Origin of the sequence: Achromobacter sp. RW408 (genome assembly GCF_003184165.1) — a bacterium.
In the GTDB taxonomy this organism is placed as follows: domain Bacteria; phylum Pseudomonadota; class Gammaproteobacteria; order Burkholderiales; family Burkholderiaceae_B; genus Achromobacter; species Achromobacter xylosoxidans.
In genome coordinates this window covers 687,484-710,372 of the sequence record NZ_QHHO01000049.1, presented here as the reverse complement: position 1 = coordinate 710,372, position 22,889 = coordinate 687,484, and the positions used below count along the sequence as shown (strand labels likewise).

Sequence of the window (22,889 nt, the reverse complement as noted above, 5' to 3'; positions counted from 1 at the left end):
AAACGAACATCAAGACGAACAGCTGACTTCGATGCCGTTGGCCCAGTCCGGCGGCAGGCCGGCATACTTTTCGTAGCCAACTCTGGCCGTGAACGGCGCCCGCAACAACGTCATCAGGGTGTCGATCTCGCTGGCGTCGCCGGCCTTGGCGGCGCGGATCGCCTCTTCCGCCAGATGGTTGCGCAATACATATAAGGGGTTGACCCGGTTCATGGCCTCGGCCACCTCGGCCGCCGGACGCCCGTCCTGGGCGTGGCGCGCCAGCAGGCGGTCGAGCCAGGCCGACGCGGCGGCGCGGTCTATGAACAGGTCCTGGAACGGGGCCCGGTCGCCCGACACCGCATCGGCCAGGCGGCGCCAGGTCAGGGTGAAGTCGGCCTGGTTGGCGTCCATCAGCTTGAGCAGGTCGTCCAGCAACGGTTCATCCGCCGGCCGCCACGCCGCCAGGCCCATCTTGGCGCCCATGCGGTCATGGAAAGCGCGCGTGAACACGCCTTCGAATTCGTCCAGCACGGCGCGCAAGCCGTCGACGTCCGGGGCCAGCGTGTGCAGGCTGCCGCCCAGCCGGTAGAGATTCCACAGGGCCACGGAAGGCTGCCGATTCCAGGAATAACGGCCTTCCGAATCGGAATGGTTGCAGACATGGCCCAACCGGAATCCGTCCATGAAGCCGTAGGGACCATAGTCGAGGGTGAGGCCCAGGATCGACATGTTGTCGGTGTTCATGACCCCGTGGCAGAACCCCACGGCCTGCCAATCCGCCATCAGCAGCGCGGTGCGCCGGGTGACTTCGCGCAGCAGCCCCACATAGGGCGCGGCCTCGTCCTGGGGTTCACCGGCCGGCGCGGCCCGGCATTCGGGGTAATAGCGGTCGATCACGTAGTCGGCCAGCGTCCTGAGCATGTCCGGCTGGCGGCGCGAGGACCAGTGTTCGAATGAACCGAAGCGCACGAAGCTGGGCGACATGCGCGTCACGATGGCGGCGGTTTCCACGGTTTCGCGCCACACCGGATCGTCCGAGGCGACCAGCGCCAGTGCGCGGGTGGTCGGTATGCCCAGGCCGTGCATGGCCTCGCTCGCCAGGTATTCGCGCACCGACGAGCGCAGCACGGCGCGGCCGTCGCCCATGCGTGAATAAGGCGTCAGGCCCGACCCCTTGAGCTGCAGCTCCCAGGCGCCGCCCGGTCCCTGGATTTCGCCCAGCAAATGGGCGCGGCCGTCGCCCAGTTGCCCTGCCCAGACGCCGAACTGATGGCCGCTGTAGACCGCGGCCAGCGTATCGCCGCCGGGCAACGGCTCGGCGCCTGAAAACACCCGCAGGAATTCCGGCGTCCGCAGCGCCGACGGGTCCAGCCCGATCAATGCCGCCGCATCCGCATTGGCATGCAGCAGGCGCGGCTGGTTCAGCGGCTGGGGCGCCAGGCGGGTGTAGAACGCGGCCGGCAATGCGGCAAACGAGTTGACGGCCCGCAGGTCGGACAGGGAATGGACGTTCACGCGCGTTGCCTCCTGGCGGCCCGCTTGGCCGGCCGCACATAGAAAATGGCGCTGAAGAAGAAAATCGTCGACAGCGCGATCTCGCCCCACGCCATCAGCACCGACAGCGGCGCCGGGTCCGACATGGCGCGCACCGCCCCCTCCATCAGGTACAGCAGCGACAACATCGCAGCCCACTGGTAGGTGTAGAGATTGCCGCGCACGATGCCGCGCAGCGGCAGCGCCAGCGGCAAGGCCTTGAGCAGCATCCAGGAGCCCCCCGGGCGCAGCGGCGCCACCAGCGTCTCCCAGGTGACGCACAGCACGATCAGGGCGAACAGCGACACCGAGGCCGCCAGGCGCAAGCGAGGGTTGAGTTCAGGGTTCATGCTGCTATTATCGCCTGATGAACCGCCCCGCCGAGCCTGCCGCCGCCGCGCCGGCGGCCACCCAGCCCCTGCCCCCGCGCGCATCGTGGGCCGCGCGGGTCGGACGCGCTTTTGTCTTCACCGCGCAGCGCGCCGACGAGGAAAAGCTGCTGCAGGTCGCGTCCAGCCTCACCTTCACCACGGTGCTGGCAATCGTGCCGATGCTGGCCGTGGTGCTGTCGCTGTTCACCGCGTTCCCCGTATTCCAGGAATTTCGGGTCGCGCTCGAGGACTTCCTGACCAATAGCCTGATGCCACCGTCCGTTTCGGACAACATCATGGACTACCTGAACCAGTTCGCCCGCCAGGCCTCGCGCCTGACCGCGATCGGCGGCGGCTTCCTGCTGGTCACGTCGCTGCTGCTGATCATGACCATCGACAAAGCCTTCAACGACATCTGGCATGTCACGCGGCAGCGCCCGCTGCCGCAGCGCGCCCTGGTCTACTGGGCGGTCATCACCCTGGGCCCGGTGGTGGCCGGCGCCAGCCTGTGGGCCACGTCGTTCGTGGCCCGCGAATCGCTGGGGTTGGTGCGCGACGTGCCCGAAGTGGTCAGCGTCGCCATCTCGTTCATTCCGCTGGTATTGACCGGCCTGGGCTTTGCCGCCCTGTTCGTGGTGGTGCCGAACCGGCAGGTGCTGTGGCGCGACGCGCTCATCGGCGGCTGCGTCACCGCAGTCGCGCTGGAGGTCATGAAATCGGCGTTCGCCTACTATCTGACGCGCTTCCCCACCTATACCGTCATCTACGGCGCCTTCGCCACGCTGCCGATCTTCCTTTTGTGGATCTACCTGTCCTGGCTGGCGGTGCTGCTGGGCGCCACCCTGGCGGCCAGCGCGCCGCTCATCCGCCTGGGCCGCTGGGAGTTCAACCGCTACCCCGGCGCCCCGTTCGTCGACGCGCTCGATGTCCTGCGCGCGCTGCGCCGGGCGCAGTCCCTCACCCCGCCCGGCCTGCCCGCCAATGTGCTCGCCTCCCGCCTGAAACTGCACCAGGACGAGCTGAACGACGTCCTTGAAACGCTCGGCGACATGGGCCTGGCCACCCGCAGCCCCGACCATCTCTGGGTGCTGACCTGCGATGCCCGCGAGACGTCGCTGGCGCCGGTGGTCGACCGTTTCCTGCTGGATCGCGGTCAACCCCGGGTGCGCAACGACGCCGAAATCCTGCGGGTCGCCGCGGCGGTGATTTCCCGGGAAAATGCGCCCGTGCTGGAAGAACTCTGCAGAGAAGCGCAAAATACCGGAAATGACGTCGCCCCGGTATTGCAGCTGGAAGCGAACAAGAAATAGCAATCAGGGCGTCATCCGCCCAGGAGAAACCGATGTTGAAGGTCAGCGAAATTCTGCGCGTCAAGGGAGACACGCTTTACACCGCATCGCCGGACATGCCCGTGTCCCAGGCCGTGCAAACCATGAGCGAGCAGGATATCGGCTCGCTCGTCATCATGGAATTCGGCACGCTGGTAGGTATGCTGACGTTCCGCGAGATCATCCGCCACATGCATGCGCATGGCGGCGCGGGCGAAACCACCATCCGTTCCATCATGGACGACGCGCCGGTCAGCGTATCGCCCAATACCAGCGCCGACGAAGTGCAGCGCCTGATGCTCGAAAAGCATGCGCGCTACATTCCCGTCATGGACGGCCCGACGCTGATGGGCGTGATTTCGTTCTACGACATGGCCCAGGCCATCGTGGCCGCACAGCAGTTCGAAAACAACATGCTCAAGGCCTATATCCGCGACTGGCCCGCGGAAAGCGCGGAATCGCCCCAATCCTGAGCCATCGGCGATTGCCTGGCGGCGGCCTGGTCCGCCGGCCTGCAGGGGATATCCGTAAAAACGCCCGGGCGGCCTCGCGGCCGTCCGGGCGTTTTTGCGTTCAAGTCGTTCCGATGGATGCTCAGGCGCTCGCGGGAGCGGCCGTCAACGAAGCGCCGTCGCGTTCGGGCGGCACATGCCGCTGGCTGCGCCAGGCGTCATAGATAAGCGCGGGGTCATTGGCGGCCAGCAGCGCCGGATCCGACAACATGCGGCGCCAGCGCCGCGCGCCCGACTGGCCGTTCACCAGTCCCAGCATCGGCCGGGTCATCACCCGCAGCGGCACGCCCTGCGCCACCTGGCGCGCGGCGTATTCCATCATCGCATCGACCACCTGGGCATCGCCGGGCAGGCGCACCGACGGCCACAATTGCAGCGACACTTCCGACAGCACCCGCGGCGTGTGCCAGGCCGCACGGCCCAGCATGACGCCATCGAAGTCGGCCGCCGCGCGCACCGATTGCGCGGCATCGGCCAATCCGCCATTCAGCACGAACACGCAGTCCGGGAAATCCCGCTTGAGCTGGCTGACCACCTCATAGCGCAGCGGCGGGATCTCGCGGTTGTCCTTGGGCGACAGGCCCTTGAGGACCGCATTGCGCGCGTGGGCGATGAACACCCGGCAGCCGGTGTCGTAGATCTTGCCGACGAAGTCACGCACGAAGGCGTACGACTCGTCATAGTCCAGCCCCAGGCGATGCTTGACCGTCACCGGGATGTCGACCGCGTCCTGCATCGCCTTGATGCAATCGGCCACCAGGTCCGGCTCCGCCATCAGGCAGGCCCCGAATGCGCCCTTCTGCACCCGTTCCGACGGGCAGCCGCAGTTCAGGTTGATTTCGTCGTAACCCCATTGCTGTCCCAGCCTGGCCGACTGCGCCAGCGCGTCCGGTTCGCTGCCACCCAGCTGCAACGCGACAGGGTGCTCGGCTTCGTCGAAATCGAGATGGCGCGCCACGTTGCCATACAGCAGCGCGCCGGTGGTGATCATTTCGGTGTACAGACGCGCGCGCGGCGCCAGCAGCCGGTGGAAATAGCGGCAATGCCGGTCGGTCACGTCGATCATCGGGGCGACGCACAGCCGCCAGTCGGGGGAGTCCAAGAATCACTCAGCAAAACAAGGGGATGCGGTATTTTACGGTGCTTGGCGCGATTCTGCCGGGCGGGTCCCGCGGGCGGGCCGCCAGACCCTGCCTGCCATGTGGTCTAAAATTGCGCCGCCGCCGCGTGCACGCATGTCCAGGCGTCCGTCACCCGCGTTCGTTAACCCCTATTTTCCTGACATCAATGGCCGTTTTCACCCCCGTATCCGATGACGACGCGCGCGCCCTGCTGGCGCATTTCGATCTGGGCGAGTTTGTCTCGCTACGAGGGATCACGGCGGGCATCGAAAACACCAATTACTTCCTGCACACCAGCCGCGGCGAGTACGTGCTGACGCTGTTCGAAGTGCTGACGCACGCGCAATTGCCGTTCTATATCGAGCTGATGTACCACCTGGCCAGCCGCGGCATTCCGGTGCCACAGCCGCAGACCCTGCGCGACGGCACCCGCCTGACCACGCTGCACGGCAAGCCTTGCGCCATTGTCTCGCGCCTGCCCGGCGGCTACGAGCCGGCACCGGGCGCGGCCCATTGCGCCCTGGCCGGCGCCACGCTGGCCCGCGCCCATGTGGCGGCGCGCGACTTCCCGATCCAGCAGCCCAATCTGCGCGGTCTTTCCTGGTGGATCGAGACGGCGCCCAAGGTCCTGCCCTTCCTGGATCCTGGCCAGGCGCAGTTGCTGCAATCGGAACTGGCCGCCCAGCAGGCCGCCGCGGCCACCCCGTCCTGGCGGACGCTGCCCGCCGGCCCCGCCCATTGCGACCTGTTCCGCGACAACGTGCTGTTCGCCGGCACCTTCGAAGACCCGCTCATGGGCGGCATCATCGATTTCTATTTCGCGGGTTGCGACACCTGGCTGTTCGACGTCGCCGTCAGCGTCAACGACTGGTGCATCGAGCGCGATACCGGTGAATTCATCCCCGAGCTGGTCGAATCCTGGCTGGACGCCTACGCCCGCGTGCGGCCGTTCACCGACGCAGAGCGTGAAGCCTGGCCGCTGATGCTGCGCGCCGCCGCCCTGCGCTTCTGGCTATCGCGCCTGTACGATTTTTTCCTGCCGCGCCCGGCCCAGACGCTCAAGCCGCACGACCCCCGACATTTCGAAAGAGTGTTGCAGGCGCGCCACCGCCCGGGCCTGCCGGTATTGCCGTAATCGTTACGCCCCCCATAATTGGGGGTAGCACGTCCCTTATTGAGAGATCACCCCCAAGAGAGCCATGCAAGCAGCATTCCTACCCGCGTCTTCCGGCTGGCAATGGGTTCGAGACGGCTTCCGTCTGTTCCGCAAGCAACCCTTGGCCATGTACACCTGGGCGCTGGTCAACAGCCTTCTGGTGATTTTCGCCTTCGCCGCGCAGATCGTCGGCCCGATCCTGTTCATCGCGCTGATGCCGTCGGTCACCCTGATGAGCCTGGCTGCCTGCAAGCACGTCGAGGCGGATCGCGTCATGCTGCCTTCGATGTGGGCCAAGCCCTTGAAGCAGCCCGGGGTGCTTCGCAAATTGTTCCTGATGGGCCTGCTGTATGCCGCCGTGAGCCTGACGGCCGGACTAGCCACGTTCCTGCCGTTCTCGTCGGCGTTCGCCGAAGGCATGCGCATCGCCTCCATCGAGAACAGCATGGAACCCATCCTGATGGCGATGCGCGCGCCGCTCATCATTTTCACGATCGTCTATATCGTGATCGCGGCGCTGTTCTGGTATGCGCCGGTCCTGGTGGCCTGGCACGGCCTGCGACTGACCCAGGCGCTGTTTTTCTCGGGCATCGCTTGCTGGCGCAACAAATGGGCCTTCCTGGTCTACGCGGCCACGTGGGTCCTGATCGCGCTGTTCCTGGACCTGTGCTCGGGGCTGCTGATCGCCATCGGGCTTTCGCCGCAACTGGCCAGCACCCTGCAGATCCCATTCACGATCGCCGCGGCAGGCGTGTTCTATTGCAGCTTCTATCCGTCGTACACCTCCGTGTTCGGCATCAATGGTTCCAGCCCGAACCTCGACAACGGCCACGGCGCCCAGGCATGACGCGATCCGGCGGGGCGGCAACGCCCTGCGCACCTTCACCACGCGCCCGCCACGCGACACGAACGCCACGTCAATGGCGTGCCGCATACCGAAGGTGTGCACCGCCCGGCAAGGGCGCAGCAGGATCCCCGATCTCGACCCTGGCGCTCGACGGCACAGCAACCCCCGCATCCGTCCCATCCAACCATTGACCCGCAGCAGCCTGAGCCGTGCCTGCGGCAAGCGTCGATGGTCGTTCATCCCAGCCCCCTGGACAGCTGGACCGCGATGGGAAACGCCAGCACCAGGAACGTGCAGGGAAAAATGCAGCCGATCAACGGCAAAAGCATCTTGACCGGAGCCTGCATCGCGAGCCGCTCGGCTCGCATGTGACGCTCGCTGCGGCATTGGGCTGCCTGCGCCCGCAGCAAAGGCCCCAGGCTGATCCCCAGCGCGTCCGCGTGCGCCAGGGCCGTGGCCCAACGATGAACCAGCGGGCTGCCGCAACGATCCGCCATGGCCTGGATGGCCGCCCCCCGGGGGACTCCGGCACGGACCTGCGCCAGCGCGCCGGCCAACGCGTCACGCAACGGTCCGGGTGGACCATTCGCGGCGGCCGCCTGCAACGCTGCATGCGCGCCGAGCCCCGCCTCGACGCACAGCGTCATCATGTCAAGCATGAACGGCAGGCCGCGTTCGATCCCACGGCGCCGTGCCACGCCCTGCGCCCGCAGCCATGCGAACGGCAGCAGCGCCGCCGTGAAAGCGACGACCCCGCCCGCCATCGCCCAGGCCGGTCCGCTCGCCGCGGGCGGCATCGGCGTCCATGGCGTCTGCATCCACTGCGCCTGCATCCCTATGTCAGCCACCATGCCCTCCACCGGCTGCCCCAGTAACAGGTAAGCCACCCCCACCAACCCGACACCGCCGATCGATGCGGCGACGCTCAGGGCCAGGACATGCCCCTCCCTGACTTGCGGCGGCAATCCCGCCCGCATCAGCGCCCCGCTCAGCAAAGCGCGCCAGCGCCTCGGGCAGAACCGGTCCAACGCCGGCGCGACACCCGTGAGCCAGGGCCAGGCCAGACGCCACCACCACGGCACGGCGCCGGGAACGGGAGCGAGGTCGGAACTCAGGCTGGGGCCGCCCCGCATGGCAGGACGCAGGACACGCCATGTCCCCCAGCCCGCTCCCAGCCCCGCCGTGATCATTCCAAAATACAGCCACATGGCGCCTCCCGCTTCAAATATCGATCCGGACGATGCGCCGGATCAGCAGCACCCCCGCGGTCTCGAGTCCGCCCAGCACGGCCAGCACCGTCCACCCGGCAGGCGTGTGCCAGAGCGGCGTCATGATGTCCGGCTCGAGGCGATCCAGCGCGATCAGCAGCAGCACCGGCAACGCACCCACGATCCAGGCCTGCATGCGCCCCTGCGCGGTCAAGGTCCGCAGCCTGGCCTGCAACTGCAGCCTGGCAAACAATGTCTGCGCGATGCTGTCGAGCGCTTCGGCCAGGTTGCCACCGGTCTGCGCGGCGGTGCGCATGGCCGCCACCATCAGGGTTGTGGATTCGGCCGTCATTCTCGTGTTCAGGCGCGCCAGGGCCTCGTCCCACGGCACGCCGAGCCGCTGTTCCCGCAGCATCAAGCCAAACTCCTGTGCCAGCGGCGCCCCGCCCTGCGCCACCACTTGCCGCAAAGCGGGCATCAAGGCGACACCTGCCCGCAAGGCCGACGCCAGCATCAGCAAGGCCATGGGCAATTGCTGTTCGAAGCGCCGCACCCGCCGACGTCGCAACAGGCCCGCCAGCATGGCCGGCGCCCGCAATGCCGCCACGCCCGTTCCAACGGCGGCCATGCCGCTCGCCGTGAGCGCGAAGGCCGACATTGCCGCCAGCAGCGCCAACGTCACCGCGCAGGCCCAGAGCCGGGAGGGTTCGACGAACAGGAACAGTTCCGTGAACCGCAGGCCCGCATCCCGCGTGTAGCGCTCGCGGTAGCGCCGCAAGGCTGGCGCCAGCCGGCGCGTCGCCCACCACGCCAATGTCGTGACGCAGATCATCGCTCCCGCCGCCGCCAGCCACATCATGGCGAGGCCGCCAGGCCATCCGAGGCCGTGCCGGCCTGTCCGGCCGCAAACCAGGCCATGTCCAAGCCCGCCCCCGCCTGCTGCCATTCCGGCGCAAAACTGGGTATCGTGCCGCAGCCGCTGAATCCGCCGGCGCGCTCGTGCCGGAATAGATCCTGCAGCTGAATCCGGCCGCTCTCCATGCCGGTGACTTCCGCGATCGAAAGCACCACCCGGCGTCCGTCGGGCTGGCGTGCCAGTTGCACGATGATGTCGATGCTCGCCGCGATCTGCTCACGCACCGCCGTCAATGGCAGATCCAGTCCCGCCATCAGGACCATCGATTCCAGGCGCGCCAGCGCGTCGCGCGACGAATTGGCGTGCAATGTGGTCAGGGAACCTTCGTGTCCGCTGTTCATGGCGGTCAGCATGTCGAACGCCTCTGCCCCGCGGCACTCACCCACCACGATCCGGTCCGGCCGCATCCGCAGGGCATTGCGAACCAATTCGCGGATATCGACGCGCCCCCGGCCCTCCTGGTTGGGAGGACGGGCTTCCAGGGCCACCAGATGCGCGTGATTCAAACGCAGCTCGGCGGCGTCCTCGATGGTGACGACGCGCTCACCCTCGGGGATCTCGTTGGACAGGACGTTCAACAGCGTGGTCTTGCCAGAACCCGTGCCTCCCGAGACCAGCAGGTTCTTGCGCAGCCGCACGCAACGGGCCAGGAACCGCGCCATGGCATCGCTGAGCGCTCCCGCGGCAAGCAGGGCCGGCATGTCCGGCCGGCTGCGCGGAAACTTGCGAATGGTCAGGCTGGCGCCCTTGAGCGCGACCGGAGGGATGACGGCATGCACCCGCGCCCCGTCGGGCAGCCGGGCATCCACCAGCGGCGAGCTTTCGTCTATGCGACGCCCCAGCGGCGTCACGATGCGCTCGATGACACGGCGCACGGACTGCTCGCCGGTAAACGCGGCCGCGTGACGCCAGAGCCGGCCCTCGCGCTCGACGTAGATCTCATCGTGCCGGTTGACCATGATCTCGGTGATGTCCGGCGCCGCCAGCAGCGGCTCCAGCGGCCCCAGCCCAACCGCCTCGTCCAGCACCTCACGGCACAAGGCTGCCCGGTCCACCCCTGGCGCCGACACATCCTCATCGGCCACGATCTGTGCCAGCAGGCGCGCGGCTTCGGCGCGCAGCGTGGCGTCGCTCATGCCCGACACATCGCGACGGCGCAGGTCCAGCGCTCCCAGCAAGGCGGCATGCAGCCGGCGACGCAGGTCGAGCGACGGCAGCGAGGATCGCGTCGAATCCGGGATCCGGGCCGGCATCGACGGCAAGGGCGCAGGCGGATGAATCCGGGCGAGCGCGTGGCCGCGCGCGTCCGCCTTCACGAATTGCACCCGCAGGCGGCACGGCCCGATCAGGATTTCATCCTGCGGCAGTACCGGCGCATGGTGCGCCACGCGCAAACCATTGACGAATACACCGCCCAGGGCGCCAAGGTCCTCGAGCACAACGGCCGAGGCCTCTTGCCGCAGCCGCGCGTGCTGCCGGCCCACCCGCCAGTTGGCGATACGCACGCCGCAATGGGCGCCGCGGCCGATCAGCGCCGGAGCCGCGGCCCTGATCTTGCGCGTGGCACCGTCGTCAAAGGTCATGTCGATTTCAAGCATGGTGCTACTCCTGATCGGCCAGGGCCGGTTCGCGGGCGGTGCCGGCCCATTGCGAGCCCTTCCCCCCATGGATATTCCACCCCGCCATCACGGGAACCTCCGTGCCCAATCGTGACGGTTCGGGAAAGGCAGCGCGGATCACGTCGCGTCCACGCCGTACGCGATCCGTCATGGCTGGCTCGTTGCGCGATACGATCCGGGGCGTAACGAAAATGGCCAGCTCGGTCTCGCGCAACTGATAGCGTCGCGAGGCAAACAGGGCGCCAAGGATCGGAATGTCTTTCAAGCCGGGCAGGCCGCTGCTGTCGTCGGCGCGTTCGCGAGACAGGAATCCGCCGATGACCAATGTGTCGCCGGAGCGGACATTGAACTCGGTCGAGGCGCGGCGGGTCCGCAGCGCCGGTCCGCTCGCGCCGGTCAACGCCATGTCCACCGAGCTGGCTTCGACCTCGATCAGCGAACGGATGACGCCATTGCGATCGATGCGGGGAGTGATCCGCAGGGACACGCCATAGGGCTTGAACAAGGTGGTGGGATTGCCGCGCGAATCGGTGGAGACGTAAGGCACTTCGCCCCCCGCCAGGAACGTCGCGCTGGCGCCGCTGCGCGCCAGCAGTTGCGGCTGTGCCAGCATGACGGCCTCGCCGCTTTGCGCCAACGCGGCGATACGTGCCGACAACAGCGCATTCACGCCGAAATAGCCCGCGACCGACGACACCGGCGCGGGCGTGTCGATCACCGCCTCACCCGGCCGCGCCATCCGGCCCAGGGAACCGGCATCCCACGCCAATCCGGCGTTGACGCCGCCTTGCGTCAGGCCTTCCCAGCGCACGCCGATCTCGCGCAATCTGGAGCGCGGCATTTCCACCACCTGCACATCCAGCTGCACCATGCTGTCCCACCCCACCCTGCCGGTGAAGTCCATGACCTCGGGGTAGTGTTCCGCCAACGCCGCGATACGGGCGTGGTCGTCATCGGAAAGGTCATCCCCCTCGACGACGACACGGCCACCGACCAGGGAGCTACGGGCCCCCGGGATGCGTGCCAGCAAGGCATCGACCTCGGCGCGCAGGCGCGTGACACCGGCCGCCGCGACATGCACGTCGTAGGCCTGCACGCCGCCATCGGCCCAGACCTGTATCGACGACACGCCCTCGGTGCGCGCAAAGACCACGACCTCGCGGCTGTCGGTGGCGATGGCACTGAGCACCTGGCTGTCGCCGATGGCCACGCGTGTCACTCCGGACTCCGCCAGCACGCGGCTCTCCCCCACCTGCATTTCGAGTGTCTGGCCTGCCGGCCAGGCCGATCTGGCGGCCAACCCAAGGCATAACGTGGCCAGGACCGCAAAGGATCTGATGTTCATGGATGCTCCGACTCAAAATCCGCCAAGACCGTGCCAGGCGCGCTTGCCGACAGACCTGGCCGGTCGCCATACAGGATGACCACGGCCGGTTCGCGGGGCGCTTCGGGAGCCAGTCCGATCAACGACGCCAGGTCGCGGGGCGGGTCCTCCGGAATCCTGGCCGTATCGGCGCGATTGCGCACCAAGCCGGTCAGCGTACCGGCCCGCCGCGCTGCGAGATATCGCATGGCCTGGTTCGGCGTGGCGGCCAGCGTGACCTGCGCCGGACCGGTGCCGCCGCTGGCATCGGGCACGGCCAGGACGCGCACGCCCTGCAATAGCGGCGCGGTCACCTCGCGGCCCCGATACGGGAACGAGACATAGATGTCGACGAGGTCCCCCACCCGCAACAGATCCGCCACGGTTCCCAGATCGGAGACCGGAACCTGCAAGGCCCGCTGGCCGGGATCGAGCCGTGCCGCCAGTGCCGGCGGCGAAGCGCTGTCGGCGCGAGCCAGGCACCCGCTCAGCACCGGATCTCCCTGGGCCAGAGCCACCCCCAGGCGGGTCCCCAGGACGCTGTCGCCATCGCGTGGCTCGATGCTGGCGGCCGGGGCCCACTGCGCCGGGATGTCGCGTATCGCCAGATGCGCTGGCGTCAGCTCGGTGCCGGCCGGCAAATCGCGCGCCGCCACCAATCGACTGACCATGGCCTCGCGGTGCTCGCCCGCCAAGGTATCGACCCGCTGCCGCACGTGTTCGCGAACCGCCCAGGCCGCCACCAACCCGGCGGCGAGGGCCAACAAGGGAACCGCCATCTTGCGCAAGGCGCGCAACCCCCATCCGAGCAAGCGCATCATGGTGTCGATCTCCGGATCCAGATGCCACTTCCCGATTCGAGCGGCACCAATAGCCATTGCAGCCGTTCCTGTCGGCGCTGCCATGACTGCCAGCCGCCGTCTCCCGGCCCCGCTTCGATATCGCGCCAGCCGTCGCGCGCCAGGCCACGCCGCAGCAACGGCGCCAGGCGCGACGGCGACAGCTGGTACTGCCAGATGGATTCGGACAACACGCGATCCGCTTGGGCAACGGCGAAATCCAGCCGGAGCCGCGCCCCGGATGGCAGCCATGCGGGCGGCGGGGATGCCGACGTGGCCAAGGCCGACAGCGACGACATGCTGCCAACGCTGCGACCCGCGGTGGGACTGGTGAGCCGCAGCACCCAATAGGCCTCGCCAACGCGGCCCGACAGGATGGCGAACCCGGGCATGATCCGCAGATCTTCCAGCGCCGGCTGTTGCCGCGACAGGGCCTGGATCAGCGTCGCAACGTCGACCGGGGCGTCAAATACCCACACCTGTACCGGCATGCCGTGCAACCACATGCGCTCGGCCACGGATTCGACCCGCGAGCCAGGAGGAAAACGCAGGTCCGCCAAGGACGCAGGCCCTGATGCGGACGGCAACGCGTCGGCCGGCGTCGTCGCCAGGGCCGTCGTCCCCAGCGCCAGGGCCAATGCAGCAAGGGCCGCCAACCCCGCCACGACGACCGTACGCGCGCCCCCACGGCGGACGCCGCGCCAAACGACGAAGTGGGCATGCGTGATCATTGGCCGGCCCCCGCGACGGGCAGCAGCCTGTCGGCCGGCACCACATCCGCCCATGCCGACAGCCAGTCCAGCGCAAGCGGCGCCCGGCGCCATGGTGCATCGGTAGCGGCAGCCACCGGCCCGGCCGCGCGCGCGACAGCCTGTGAGCGATCAGCAAACTGTCTCCATGTCGTCGTCGCCGCCGCGATGCGACGGCCCGCGTCCGCGTCATTGGACGCATGCCCGGCCCCCAAGGCAACGCTTGTGCGGCGCTGCAGTGTCATGACGCTCCAGGGACCTGCACCGGTCACAGCGCCGCGGGCCGTCGCGGACACCAGCCGCGCCTCTCCGCCGAGCCACTCCGCTTGCGGCAGGGTATGGTTGAAGCCATCCGCGCCGGAATGCAATGGGACATGTTCCAGCTGCACCCGGAATCCGGATTGACCGGGATTCGGCGCGCCTGCCGCACTCGCCATCGCGGTCATGCGACTGGCCTGGAGCAGCATTTGCGCGGAAAACTGCAGCCACCCCAACCAGCCGATTGCCAGGAGAACCAGGGCCAGCCCGGGCAGGACAAGCAGCGCTTCAGCCATGGCCTGGCCTTGCTGCCGGTGGCGAGCGCTCATCATGGCGCAGCCCTGGCCAGCAGCGCTTCCGCGGATGTCACGGGCGACAACCGCGCCTGCCAATACGGGCGAAACAACGTGGCCAGCTCGGTGTGCCCGTCAGCACGCGCCTGTGGCCGCGCGAAGAACGTCTCGGCGGCGCTCGTAACCGTCAATGCCGCATCGGCGCCAGGCAGGAGCAGACCGCCCAGGATCGCCGTCTTTGGCGCCGTGTTGCGGTCCAGCTTGACCGCCACCGCAAACCGCAGCGGCGCCGTCTGGCAGCAGTGGGCCAGCTCGTAGTAATCCGGCAAACCCTGGCCAGGCCAGCGCTGCCCCTGCGCCACCGCGTAGGAATTGGCCAGCGGCGTGCCCGTGCCGTCGTGCAGGTCCCATGTGGTGGACTGCCGTACCCAACGCCAGAAGTCCTGTGCAATGAAATCCGCCGGGGGATTCTCGACGTGCTCCAGGTCGGACGGAGCCCTGGAACCGTCGCCCAGCACCGCGCCCCAGCCCATCGCGTACTCGCGCAGATAGCATCCCGCCCAACGGTTGAAGCGCAGCGAATGGAACGACTGCGTATCCACCGCGCCCCAGCGTCCGTCCGCTCCCAACCAGGTCGCGCCCCGGCGGCGCAAGGTGTGGTGTCCTTGTGGGCAATGCGCGACAGCCGGCACGGCGTTGCGGCGCGTACCGTCGCGGCGCCCGACAAAGTCATAGCGCTGCACAGCCTGCTCGACAGCGGAACGCAAGCCAGCGTGGCCCATGGCATCGCGCCGCTCGAGGTATCCCGGCCAGCCATCGCTGAGCATGCGAATGGATGGCACGGGCGCCGTGGGATGGTTGTCTTGCAGCACAAGCCGCATGAGCCGCGCGCGCGTGGCCGGAAGATCGGCCACGGCCGAGGCCATGCCGACCGCAAGCACCTGGTGCACGACACGATCGTGTTCGGCATAGGCTTGCGCCAACCCCACGGCGGTGCCTGGCTCGGCGCGCGCCGCGCGATAGGCCGCCGCCACGTCGCGACCGAACAGCGTGGCGAGCAGCCGCACCGGCGGGTTGTTGCGACGGCGCTGCCCGGCAAGCGTGCGCGTGAAGGCCATCGATGCCTCCAGGGTCACCAGATGTGCCATCGCGACCTGGTGGGCGACCAGCGTGCGGTTTGCGTAGGCCAGCAGATTCAATCGGCGGGCTTGCGCAAGCGCGCCGCTATACGCAGCCGCGTCCGCCGCGTGCGTCAGGCGCATCCGCGCCTCGACCACGCGTCCCACGCCATGCAGCATTGCCAGCGACGCAACGGCCACGGCAAGCAGCAACAGGCCCGATACCAACGCCTGGCCGCGCTGTGCCTCGGACTTCAGGCGGCCTTTTGACCGAGCATTCATTTGCCGCCCACGGCATTGCCGGCGAAGGACTTGAGCGTGCGCGTTGAGACCTGGCCCGCCGCCTTTTTGACCGCCGCGGCCGCCGCACGGGTTTGCGCGCTGCCGTCTTCGCCCGCGAGTTCGCGCGCCATGGCCGCGGTCTGCGCCCGCACGACCTGACCAAAATGCTGATAGACCGCGATGGCGGCAATCGCCACCAGCGCCACGATCACGATGTATTCCGTCATGCCCTGCCCCGCCTGACGCTGCAAATATCCCGACACTGCCGTTCTCCGCTCGCGATGAATGAGGGTCACAGTGTCGAGGCTGCCGCAGAGCGCCACAATTCGCGGATACCGAGCTGGATCAAAACATCGCACCATCCGGCCGAGTCGACATCGGCCCAGGACAACGCCCAAAAAAATGTTATAACCCCTTAATTTCCATCGGGTTTTCCCTATTGCCCAGGCCCCAGGGCGGCAGTAGATTGAAGTTGCCGGGCTGTCTGACACCCATCGCGTGCGAAGCCGGGCAGGAGCGCCTCAGACTCATCGCGAGCTGGGGCGCTCTTCCATTGCGCGGCCCGCAGACAGGAACCGGCGCGCCGGCGGCATTACAAAATCTATACACAGTCGCCCAATCCCCTCACAGGGCCATGGCTAGCATTGCGTCTTTCGTTGCCCGATTCGATTGACGACCTATGCTTGCCTACGCCCCACGGCCCAGGGCCTCGCGCCCCGTGCAGGGCGCCGCCGTCCGCAATCCCGCCATCGACGCCCTGCGTGGCCTGGCGATCCTGTGCGTCGTGCTGCTGCACGTGCAGATCCACATCCCGCAAGAACAGAGCCTGCTGGGAAAAGTGCTGCCGCCCGCCCTCTTCAACCTCGTCTTTCGCAGCGGCTACTACGGCGTCATCATTTTTTTCGTGATCTCGGGCTTTCTCATCACGCGCGCAGCCCTCGAGCGCTGGGGCAGCCTGGAAGCCGTCCCCTGGAAACCGTTCCTGCGACGCCGGATCGCCCGCATCTACCCCTGCCTGGCTTTGCTGGTATTGATACTGGCCGGCCTGCACTGGGCCGAGGTCCCCGGCTTCGTCGTCGACAACACCAGCCTCGCCCGGGCTGCGGCCAGCGCGCTGGCGCTGCATCTGAATTGGCTGGAAGCCCAGGTCGGCTACCTGCCCGCGGCCTGGAACGTGTTGTGGTCGCTGTCCATCGAAGAGGCGTTCTATCTGGCGTTTCCGCTGATCTGCATGCTGGCGCTGGCGGCGGGCCGGCGCGCACTGATCGTGGCGCTGCTGCTGTTCGTGGGGCTGGGTCCCTTCGCCCGGGCTGCCTTCAGCGCCAACGAAATCTGGGCCGACCACGCCTACCTGTCCGGCATGGACGGCATCGCCATCGGCTGCCTCGCGGCCTTGTACGCCGCCTGCCCCGCCCGCTGCGCGCGGCACGGCCGCAGGCTGCTGCTTGCCGGCACCGCGCTGTTCTCACTGGTGTTCCTGTTGCGCAAGACCACCCACATGCTGGGCCTGACGGGCCTGGGGCTGAACGTCACGCTGCTGGAGATCGGCGTGGCCTGCCTGCTGATAGGCTGGAGCCGTCCGCGGCGTGCGCCACGTCCCAACGCCATCGCCGCCGCGCTGCGCTGGGCCGGGCAAAACAGTTACGAGATCTACCTCACCCACATGTTCCCCGTGCTGCTGCTGGCGGCCGCATCGTGCCGCAATTCCGGCGGCGTCGTGTCGACCTGGTGGCGGGCGGGCGCGCTGACCGCGGCCAGCGTGCTGGCGATCCTGCTGTCGGCCATGCTGGGGGGATTGGTGGCGCGCTATTATTCGACGCCCATGCGCCACTGGCTGACCCGGCCCGCCCCACGATGAAGCGGCAGACGGCTGCTCTGTTCCACGCGGTGCGTCGGGCGCCGCTGGCACCCGTCCGGCAAGGCCACCGTGAAAAAGCATACGATCGGTTATCCTCCGCAGCAAAAACCACGAGGATGAATCGAACGTGAGCACCGCTCATTCCTTCCAGACCGGCAAACTGGCGTTGGTCCTGTCCAATCGGCTGGGTGATACGTTATATCAGATGACCCTGGCCAACAATCTGCGCAAGGCCGGCCGCGACCTCACCGTGTATGGCGTGCACGGCCACGCCTTGCGGGAATGGTTTCCCGACTTCGATATCCAGCCCCTACCCGCGGACATCGACGGCCTGGCGGGATACGACACCATCGTGCAAATGGACCCGGACAGCCCATTCGACGGCCTGACCCGAGTCTGCAGGCGTTTTCTCAGCACCAAGGAATGGGGCAAGATCCGGGCGGCGCCGCGCAGGCATGCCTCGCCCAACGGCATCCTGGATGAATTCCGCCGGTTCTCGGTCGACGCCTTCGGCCTGACCGAATGGAGCGACGACAACGGACTGCGCGCGCCCGCGCGCTTCAAGGCCCGCCTGCACGACAAACGCGTAATCCTGCACCCCACCTCGAGCGAAGCGGAACGCTGCTGGACGCCGGGAAAATACGTCCTGGTCGCCCGTCGCCTGCGCGCCATGGGCTATGAACCCACCTTCGTGCTGGCGCCCTCTGAACGCGCGTTCTGGCGCCCGCTGCTGGAGCAGGCCCATGCCGGCCTGGTGGAAGCGCCCTCCATCGACGGTGTCGCCGCGCAAGTCTACGAGTCGGGCTGGTTCATCGGCACCGATTCCGGGATCGGCCACCTGGCCTCCTGTTGCGGCCTGCCGACGGTGACCATCGTCGACCGCCCCCGCAATATGCCGCGCTGGCGGCCGGCCTGGGCCGACAACATCATCGTCAAGCCGTGGTGGCTGCCCCTGCGGACCCTGCGCCGCAAATATTGGCGCGAGGCCACCACGGTGGCCGCGGTGATGCGTTGCTTCGGACGCATGGTGCATCGCCAACGCCGCTGAGCGGGAAAACAAACAAACCGGTTGTCGACATGTCGGCAACCGGCCTGGCTCGGCAAGGCCGATTGCCGGCCCGCGCACGAAACTCCTGAACGTCGTTCTCGCGTCAGGCTGCCACCGCCCCGCTCCTGACCATCCTCGCCTCGTCCATCGCGGCCTCGTAAGCGCTCAACGTCTCGGCCATCTTCTGGGACAGTACCAGGTGACGGTCGGCGAACGCCCGCGCCTGCTCCGCAATGCGGGCGGCCTGCTCCGGATGCGACCAGATCCACGCCAGTCGTTCGGCAAAACCGGCGATGTCACCCACCGGCGCCAGCCAACCCGTGCTGCCAGGGTGAACGATCTCCGGCAATCCCCCGACCGCGCTGGCGACCACCGGACAACGCGCCGCATAGGCTTCCGGCACGACGCGGGACCAGGCCTCGTTGACGGACGGCACCAGCACCGCGTTGGCGGCATGGATGACACTGGCGATATCCTCGCGATGTCCGGCGAATGTCACGCACTCGCCGATTCCCAGTTCCGCCACCAGCTCTTGCAGTTTTTGGCCATACGCCATGGTGCCGCGTGTCGGCATGCCCACCACCAGGGCGTGCGCCGGCAACCCGCGCTGGCGCAGCAGATGCACCACGCGCAGCAGGTCCTCCTGGCGTTTGTCCGGGCGCAGCATGCCGATGGTCGCGACGACGAACGCGGCCGGATCCAGCCCCAACTCGCGCCGGGCCGCCTGGCGCCGCTCCAGCTTGTCCGCGCCCACGAAAAAGCCATGGTCGGCCCACTCCCCAACGACACTGATACGGTCCTGCGCGGCAAAGCCCGCCGTGACGATATCCTGGGCGCCCCCCTGGCTGGTGGTGATGACGCGGTGGCAGCCCAGGCGCCATTCCAGCCGTCGCCGCCAGCAGGTGCCCAGAGGGCGGGCGAAGTGCCAGGTCCGTACCAGCGAGCACAGGTCGCGGCATAGCGCGGTCGCCTTGGCGTCCGACGTGCCGTGCGCATCGATGACCTGGATGCGCAGATCCTTGACGAGCCGGCGCAGCTTGAGCATGCCCGACCACGAATACGGCGAACGGAAGTTCATGCCGATGGTCGCCAATCCCCAACTGCGCGCAAGCTTCAGGGTTTCGCTTCCTGGCGGCGCGGCAATCGCCACGGCGTGGCCCTGCTCCCGCAGCCAGCGGGCCTGATCCAGGACGCGGAACTCCAAGCCACCCAGGTTCGAGCCAGAAAGCGTGTGCAGAATTTGCATGAAAATAAAAAGACCGGAAAGCGTGACGCAACTGGCGACGCCCGGTGGCAACTCCGCCCCCGGACCAGCCCGACTCGGTTGGCGCCCAGGCAGGGGCGGCATGAGCGGGATCTCGAATCCGCAGGTCGGCGCTTGGTAAGATGGCCGTCGCGCATCCTTGCGCGGCAGGCTATCGGGTCATCGAAACCAACTGAAACGCCAATTTTGTGAAATTTAGCTATCGGTCAGGAATATAGACAGGCAAAAGGGGACAAATTAGGCGATGCCTTTAACTATTGTTAATTTCTTTGCTAATTTCGTAACATTCTGATTCCACTCCTCCCCTCCTGTCCAAGGTGGCGCCGCCGGCATGCGCTGGCACGAAAGGAGCAATACCCAGACAACAAGGGTTGGAACCAGAAGCCGAACGGCCTCTTGCGCCGCGCGGGCCTGTCGGCCGCAACAGCGCCGATGGCGGGAGAATTGAGGGGAAAGCCATAGGGGAATGACGACGGGCGCTCCACCCTCGCATTGCGCGAGGCATCGTCATCAGCGCTGTCCTACGTGCCGCCCATGCCGGCCCGGTCTGTGCCGACCGGGAATCAGCGCTCAGAAAATACAGGTCTTTTGCGTGCAGGTCTTTCGCGCGCCTTCGACCAGAAAAACCGCCACCCGACGATAAACCGATGCCATGCGGGCGCCTGTCGACATGGCGCGGTGGACCGCCGCTGCATCACGGAAAACAAAGCGGGCCTCGGATTGCTCCGAGACCCGCATTGTTCTTTGGTAGGCCCCCCGAGAGTCGAACTCGGCACCAACGGATTATGAGTCCGCTGCTCTAACCAGGCATGAGCTAGAGGCCCAGGAAACTTACTGCCCTTCCAGGAAGCTCTTCAGCTTGTCGGCCCGGCTCGGGTGACGCAGCTTGCGCAGCGCTTTGGCCTCTATTTGGCGGATGCGCTCACGCGTGACGTCGAACTGCTTGCCCACTTCTTCCAGGGTCTGGTCGGTGCTCATTTCGATACCGAAACGCATGCGCAGCACCTTGGCTTCCCGCGGGGTCAGAGAGTCTAGCACTTCCTTGACCACGTCGCGCATGGAACCATGCAGCGCCGCGTCCGAAGGCGCCAGGGTGGAGGTGTCCTCGATGAAATCGCCCAGGTGCGAATCGTCGTCGTCCCCGATCGGCGTTTCCATGGAGATCGGCTCCTTGGCGATCTTCAGGATCTTGCGGATCTTGTCCTCGGGCATGTCCATCTTCTGCGCCAGGGTCGCGGGATCCGGCTCGGCGCCGGTTTCCTGCAGGATCTGGCGGCTGATCCGGTTCATCTTGTTGATCGTTTCGATCATGTGGACCGGAATACGGATGGTGCGCGCCTGGTCGGCGATGGAACGCGTGATGGCCTGACGGATCCACCACGTCGCGTAGGTCGAGAACTTGTAGCCGCGACGGTACTCGAACTTGTCCACGGCCTTCATCAGGCCGATGTTGCCTTCCTGGATGAGGTCCAGGAACTGCAGGCCGCGGTTCGTGTACTTCTTGGCGATCGAGATCACCAGGCGCAGGTTGGCCTCGGTCATTTCGCGCTTGGCCTTGCGGGCCTTGGCTTCGCCGGTGGCCATGCGCTTGTTGACGTCCTTCAGGTCCTTGAGCGGCAGCACCACGCGGGTCTGCAGGTCGATCAGCTTCTGCTGCAGTTCCTGCACGGCGGGGATCTGGCGCTCCAGCGTTTCGGCGTACGGATGGCCGGCAGCCACTTCGTCGACGACCCACTGCAGGTTGGTTTCGTTGCCCGGGAACACTTTGATGAAATGCGTGCGCGGCATGCCGGCACGGTCCACACACGTGTGCAGGACGGCGCGTTCGAGCTGGCGCACTTCTTCCACCTGGTTGCGCAGCGTGTCGGCCAGCTTCTCGACCATCTTGGCAGTGAAGCGGATGCCCATCAGTTCGTTCTGGATCGACTCCTGCGCGCGCACGTAGATGTCCGACTTGTAGCCGTCCTTCTCGTACGACAGGCGCATCTTGTCGAACTGCTTGCCAACCTCGTCGAACTTGGCCAGCGCCTTCACGCGCAGGTCTTCCAGCTGCTTGCTGGACATGCCGCCGGCGGGGCCGTCGTCGCTCTCGTCTTCGTCGGCCGAGACACCAGCACCCGCGTATTCCTCGCCGTCTTCCGGATCCACCAGGCCGTCGACCACTTCGTCGATCTGCGCCTGGCCTTCACGCACGCGCAGGACGTGGGCGAGGATCTCGTTGATGGTGGTCGGGCAGGCCGAGATGGCCATGACCATGTGCTTCAGGCCGTCTTCGATGCGCTTGGCGATCTCGATTTCGCCTTCGCGCGTCAGCAGTTCCACCGAGCCCATTTCGCGCATGTACATACGCACGGGGTCGGTGGTGCGGCCGAAATCCGAATCCACGGTGGTCAGCGCGGCTTCGGCTTCGTCTTCGACGTCGTCGTCGTTGGACGCGACCGGCGCGTTTTCGCTCATCAGCAACGTTTCGGCGTCGGGGGCCTGGTCGTAGACCGCGATACCCATGTCGCTGAACGTGCTGATGATGCCGTCGATGGCTTCGGCGTCGACCAGGTCGTCAGGCAGATGGTCGTTGATTTCGCCGTACGTCAGGTAGCCGCGGTCCTTGCCCAGCTTGATGAGCTGCTTGAGGCGGTTGCGGCGCGCTTCATATTCCTCGGCCGAGACGGGGCCGCGGGCGATCAGGTCCTTGGGATCGGCCTTGCCGCGCTTGCCGCCACGCTTGGGCGGCTTCAGGTCCGGCAGGACTTCGCCTTCGCCGTCCATGGTGTCGTCGAAACCGTCGGAATCGTTGTTGGCATTCTTGGCCGGGCGGCCCGGGCGGCGGCCGCTGGGGGCCGGGCGCGCGCTGCCGACCAGGTCGGCGAGCTTGTCCTCGGCCTTCTTGGCGCGGGCCTTGGTCACCTTCTCGGGCTTGTCCGCCGCCGCCGTCTTGGCGGCCGCCTTCTTGGCGGCCGTCTTCGCGGCAGGCTTGGCGACCTTCACCGCCGTCTTGGCGGGCGCTTTTTCCGCCGCCATGCTGACGACGCGCTTGGCCTTGGTGGCCAACGTGTCGGTCGCATCAATTGCAGAGGAGGATTTGCCGGTGGATTTGGTCATAGTCGCTTCCGTGGTCGTCGCAACCCGTTCGGGCATGTTGCACCGCATGAAACCGCCGCCGGGCAAAGGCCCATCGCGGCATCCATGCGGGTAAAACTGGTGAATCGGCGGAAACCCTGCGGCTG

At 67.1% G+C, this 22,889-nt stretch carries 20 protein-coding genes, 1 tRNA gene and 1 pseudogene; 6 read left to right on the top strand and 16 right to left on the bottom strand.

The annotated features are described in order from the left end of the window. Positions 1 to 9: 9 nt before the first annotated feature. Together DK459_RS22750 and DK459_RS22745 are read right to left on the bottom strand one after the other, a co-directional pair. Complete coding sequence (locus tag DK459_RS22750; protein WP_054449346.1) at positions 10 to 1,497, bottom strand: YdiU family protein; 1,488 nt, start codon at positions 1,495 to 1,497, stop codon at positions 10 to 12. Continuing rightward, positions 1,494 to 1,865 carry a DUF2069 domain-containing protein gene (locus tag DK459_RS22745; protein ID WP_006387930.1) on the bottom strand — a complete coding sequence of 124 codons (372 nt, stop codon included), beginning with the start codon at positions 1,863 to 1,865 and terminating at the stop codon, positions 1,494 to 1,496. Before DK459_RS22745 ends, DK459_RS22750 begins: the two co-directional genes overlap by 4 nt. A gap of 17 nt (positions 1,866 to 1,882) precedes the next feature. On the opposite strand from DK459_RS22745, the gene DK459_RS22740 reads away from it, so the two are divergent. Beyond that, positions 1,883 to 3,196: a YihY family inner membrane protein gene (locus DK459_RS22740; protein ID WP_006387929.1), complete on the top strand. Its 1,314-nt coding sequence runs from the start codon at positions 1,883 to 1,885 to the stop codon at positions 3,194 to 3,196. A 32-nt stretch (positions 3,197 to 3,228) separates the two neighbouring features. Next, positions 3,229 to 3,687 carry a CBS domain-containing protein gene (locus DK459_RS22735; protein ID WP_049075134.1) on the top strand — a complete coding sequence of 153 codons (459 nt, stop codon included), beginning with the start codon at positions 3,229 to 3,231 and terminating at the stop codon, positions 3,685 to 3,687. Between the two features lie 121 nt (positions 3,688 to 3,808). Here the strand turns inward: DK459_RS22735 and dusA are convergent, their stop codons facing one another. Next, the gene (gene dusA, locus DK459_RS22730) at positions 3,809 to 4,828 is read right to left on the bottom strand and encodes a tRNA dihydrouridine(20/20a) synthase DusA (RefSeq protein WP_076472353.1); all 1,020 of its coding nucleotides are present in this window, start codon (positions 4,826 to 4,828) and stop codon (positions 3,809 to 3,811) included. Positions 4,829 to 5,013: 185 nt separating this feature from the next. On the opposite strand from dusA, the gene DK459_RS22725 reads away from it, so the two are divergent. Both DK459_RS22725 and DK459_RS31045 read left to right on the top strand, forming a co-directional pair. Beyond that, on the top strand, positions 5,014 to 5,982 hold the full coding sequence (locus tag DK459_RS22725) for a homoserine kinase (protein ID WP_006387926.1): 969 nt from the start codon (positions 5,014 to 5,016) through the stop codon (positions 5,980 to 5,982). 64 nt (positions 5,983 to 6,046) lie between these two features. Next, on the top strand, positions 6,047 to 6,850 hold the full coding sequence (locus DK459_RS31045) for a BPSS1780 family membrane protein (protein ID WP_006387925.1): 804 nt from the start codon (positions 6,047 to 6,049) through the stop codon (positions 6,848 to 6,850). Between the two features lie 6 nt (positions 6,851 to 6,856). Here the strand turns inward: DK459_RS31045 and DK459_RS31210 are convergent. The 10 genes and pseudogenes from DK459_RS31210 to DK459_RS22675 form a co-directional block, all read right to left on the bottom strand. Continuing rightward, positions 6,857 to 7,021, bottom strand: a pseudogene (locus DK459_RS31210) (DUF192 domain-containing protein); the annotation flags it as partial. 65 nt (positions 7,022 to 7,086) lie between these two features. Beyond that, positions 7,087 to 8,058, bottom strand: coding sequence for a type II secretion system F family protein (locus tag DK459_RS22715; RefSeq protein WP_199234305.1), 972 nt, complete (start codon positions 8,056 to 8,058; stop codon positions 7,087 to 7,089). Between the two features lie 13 nt (positions 8,059 to 8,071). Then, positions 8,072 to 8,917, bottom strand: a complete 846-nt coding sequence (locus DK459_RS22710) for a type II secretion system F family protein (RefSeq protein ID WP_024068367.1) — start codon at positions 8,915 to 8,917, stop codon at positions 8,072 to 8,074. Then, on the bottom strand, positions 8,914 to 10,572 hold the full coding sequence (locus DK459_RS22705; RefSeq protein WP_006387922.1) for an ATPase, T2SS/T4P/T4SS family: 1,659 nt from the start codon (positions 10,570 to 10,572) through the stop codon (positions 8,914 to 8,916). Before DK459_RS22705 ends, DK459_RS22710 begins: the two co-directional genes overlap by 4 nt. 4 nt (positions 10,573 to 10,576) lie before the next feature. Then, positions 10,577 to 11,938 carry a type II and III secretion system protein family protein gene (locus tag DK459_RS22700; protein ID WP_006387921.1) on the bottom strand — a complete coding sequence of 454 codons (1,362 nt, stop codon included), beginning with the start codon at positions 11,936 to 11,938 and terminating at the stop codon, positions 10,577 to 10,579. Then, positions 11,935 to 12,834, bottom strand: a complete 900-nt coding sequence (gene cpaB / locus DK459_RS22695; RefSeq protein WP_223203305.1) for a Flp pilus assembly protein CpaB — start codon at positions 12,832 to 12,834, stop codon at positions 11,935 to 11,937. Before cpaB ends, DK459_RS22700 begins: the two co-directional genes overlap by 4 nt. Next, positions 12,774 to 13,526, bottom strand: coding sequence for a hypothetical protein (locus DK459_RS22690; RefSeq protein WP_223203304.1), 753 nt, complete (start codon positions 13,524 to 13,526; stop codon positions 12,774 to 12,776). The genes cpaB and DK459_RS22690 overlap by 61 nt, the downstream gene beginning before the upstream one ends. Next, positions 13,523 to 14,098: a pilus assembly protein gene (locus DK459_RS22685; protein WP_145964676.1), complete on the bottom strand. Its 576-nt coding sequence runs from the start codon at positions 14,096 to 14,098 to the stop codon at positions 13,523 to 13,525. Before DK459_RS22685 ends, DK459_RS22690 begins: the two co-directional genes overlap by 4 nt. A 32-nt stretch (positions 14,099 to 14,130) precedes the next feature. Next, the gene (locus tag DK459_RS22680) at positions 14,131 to 15,495 is read right to left on the bottom strand and encodes a pilus assembly protein TadG-related protein (protein WP_024068363.1); all 1,365 of its coding nucleotides are present in this window, start codon (positions 15,493 to 15,495) and stop codon (positions 14,131 to 14,133) included. Then, positions 15,492 to 15,722, bottom strand: a complete 231-nt coding sequence (locus DK459_RS22675; protein ID WP_024068362.1) for a hypothetical protein — start codon at positions 15,720 to 15,722, stop codon at positions 15,492 to 15,494. The genes DK459_RS22680 and DK459_RS22675 overlap by 4 nt, the downstream gene beginning before the upstream one ends. Before the next feature lie 452 nt (positions 15,723 to 16,174). Between DK459_RS22675 and DK459_RS22670 the strand changes: the two genes are divergently transcribed. Next, positions 16,175 to 17,353, top strand: coding sequence for an acyltransferase (locus DK459_RS22670; RefSeq protein ID WP_058207278.1), 1,179 nt, complete (start codon positions 16,175 to 16,177; stop codon positions 17,351 to 17,353). 127 nt (positions 17,354 to 17,480) lie between these two features. Then, a complete protein-coding gene (locus DK459_RS22665) occupies positions 17,481 to 18,401 on the top strand; it encodes a glycosyltransferase family 9 protein (protein ID WP_006387914.1) in 921 nt (306 codons plus the stop codon). Positions 18,402 to 18,504: 103 nt separating this feature from the next. Here the strand turns inward: DK459_RS22665 and DK459_RS22660 are convergent, their stop codons facing one another. The 3 genes from DK459_RS22660 to rpoD form a co-directional block, all read right to left on the bottom strand. Further along, positions 18,505 to 19,647, bottom strand: coding sequence for a glycosyltransferase family 4 protein (locus DK459_RS22660; protein ID WP_070542011.1), 1,143 nt, complete (start codon positions 19,645 to 19,647; stop codon positions 18,505 to 18,507). Positions 19,648 to 20,410: 763 nt separating this feature from the next. After that, positions 20,411 to 20,489 (bottom strand) — tRNA-Ile (locus DK459_RS22655). Positions 20,490 to 20,496: 7 nt separating this feature from the next. Further along, a complete protein-coding gene (gene rpoD, locus DK459_RS22650; protein WP_024068358.1) occupies positions 20,497 to 22,764 on the bottom strand; it encodes an RNA polymerase sigma factor RpoD in 2,268 nt (755 codons plus the stop codon). Positions 22,765 to 22,889: the final 125 nt, after the last annotated feature.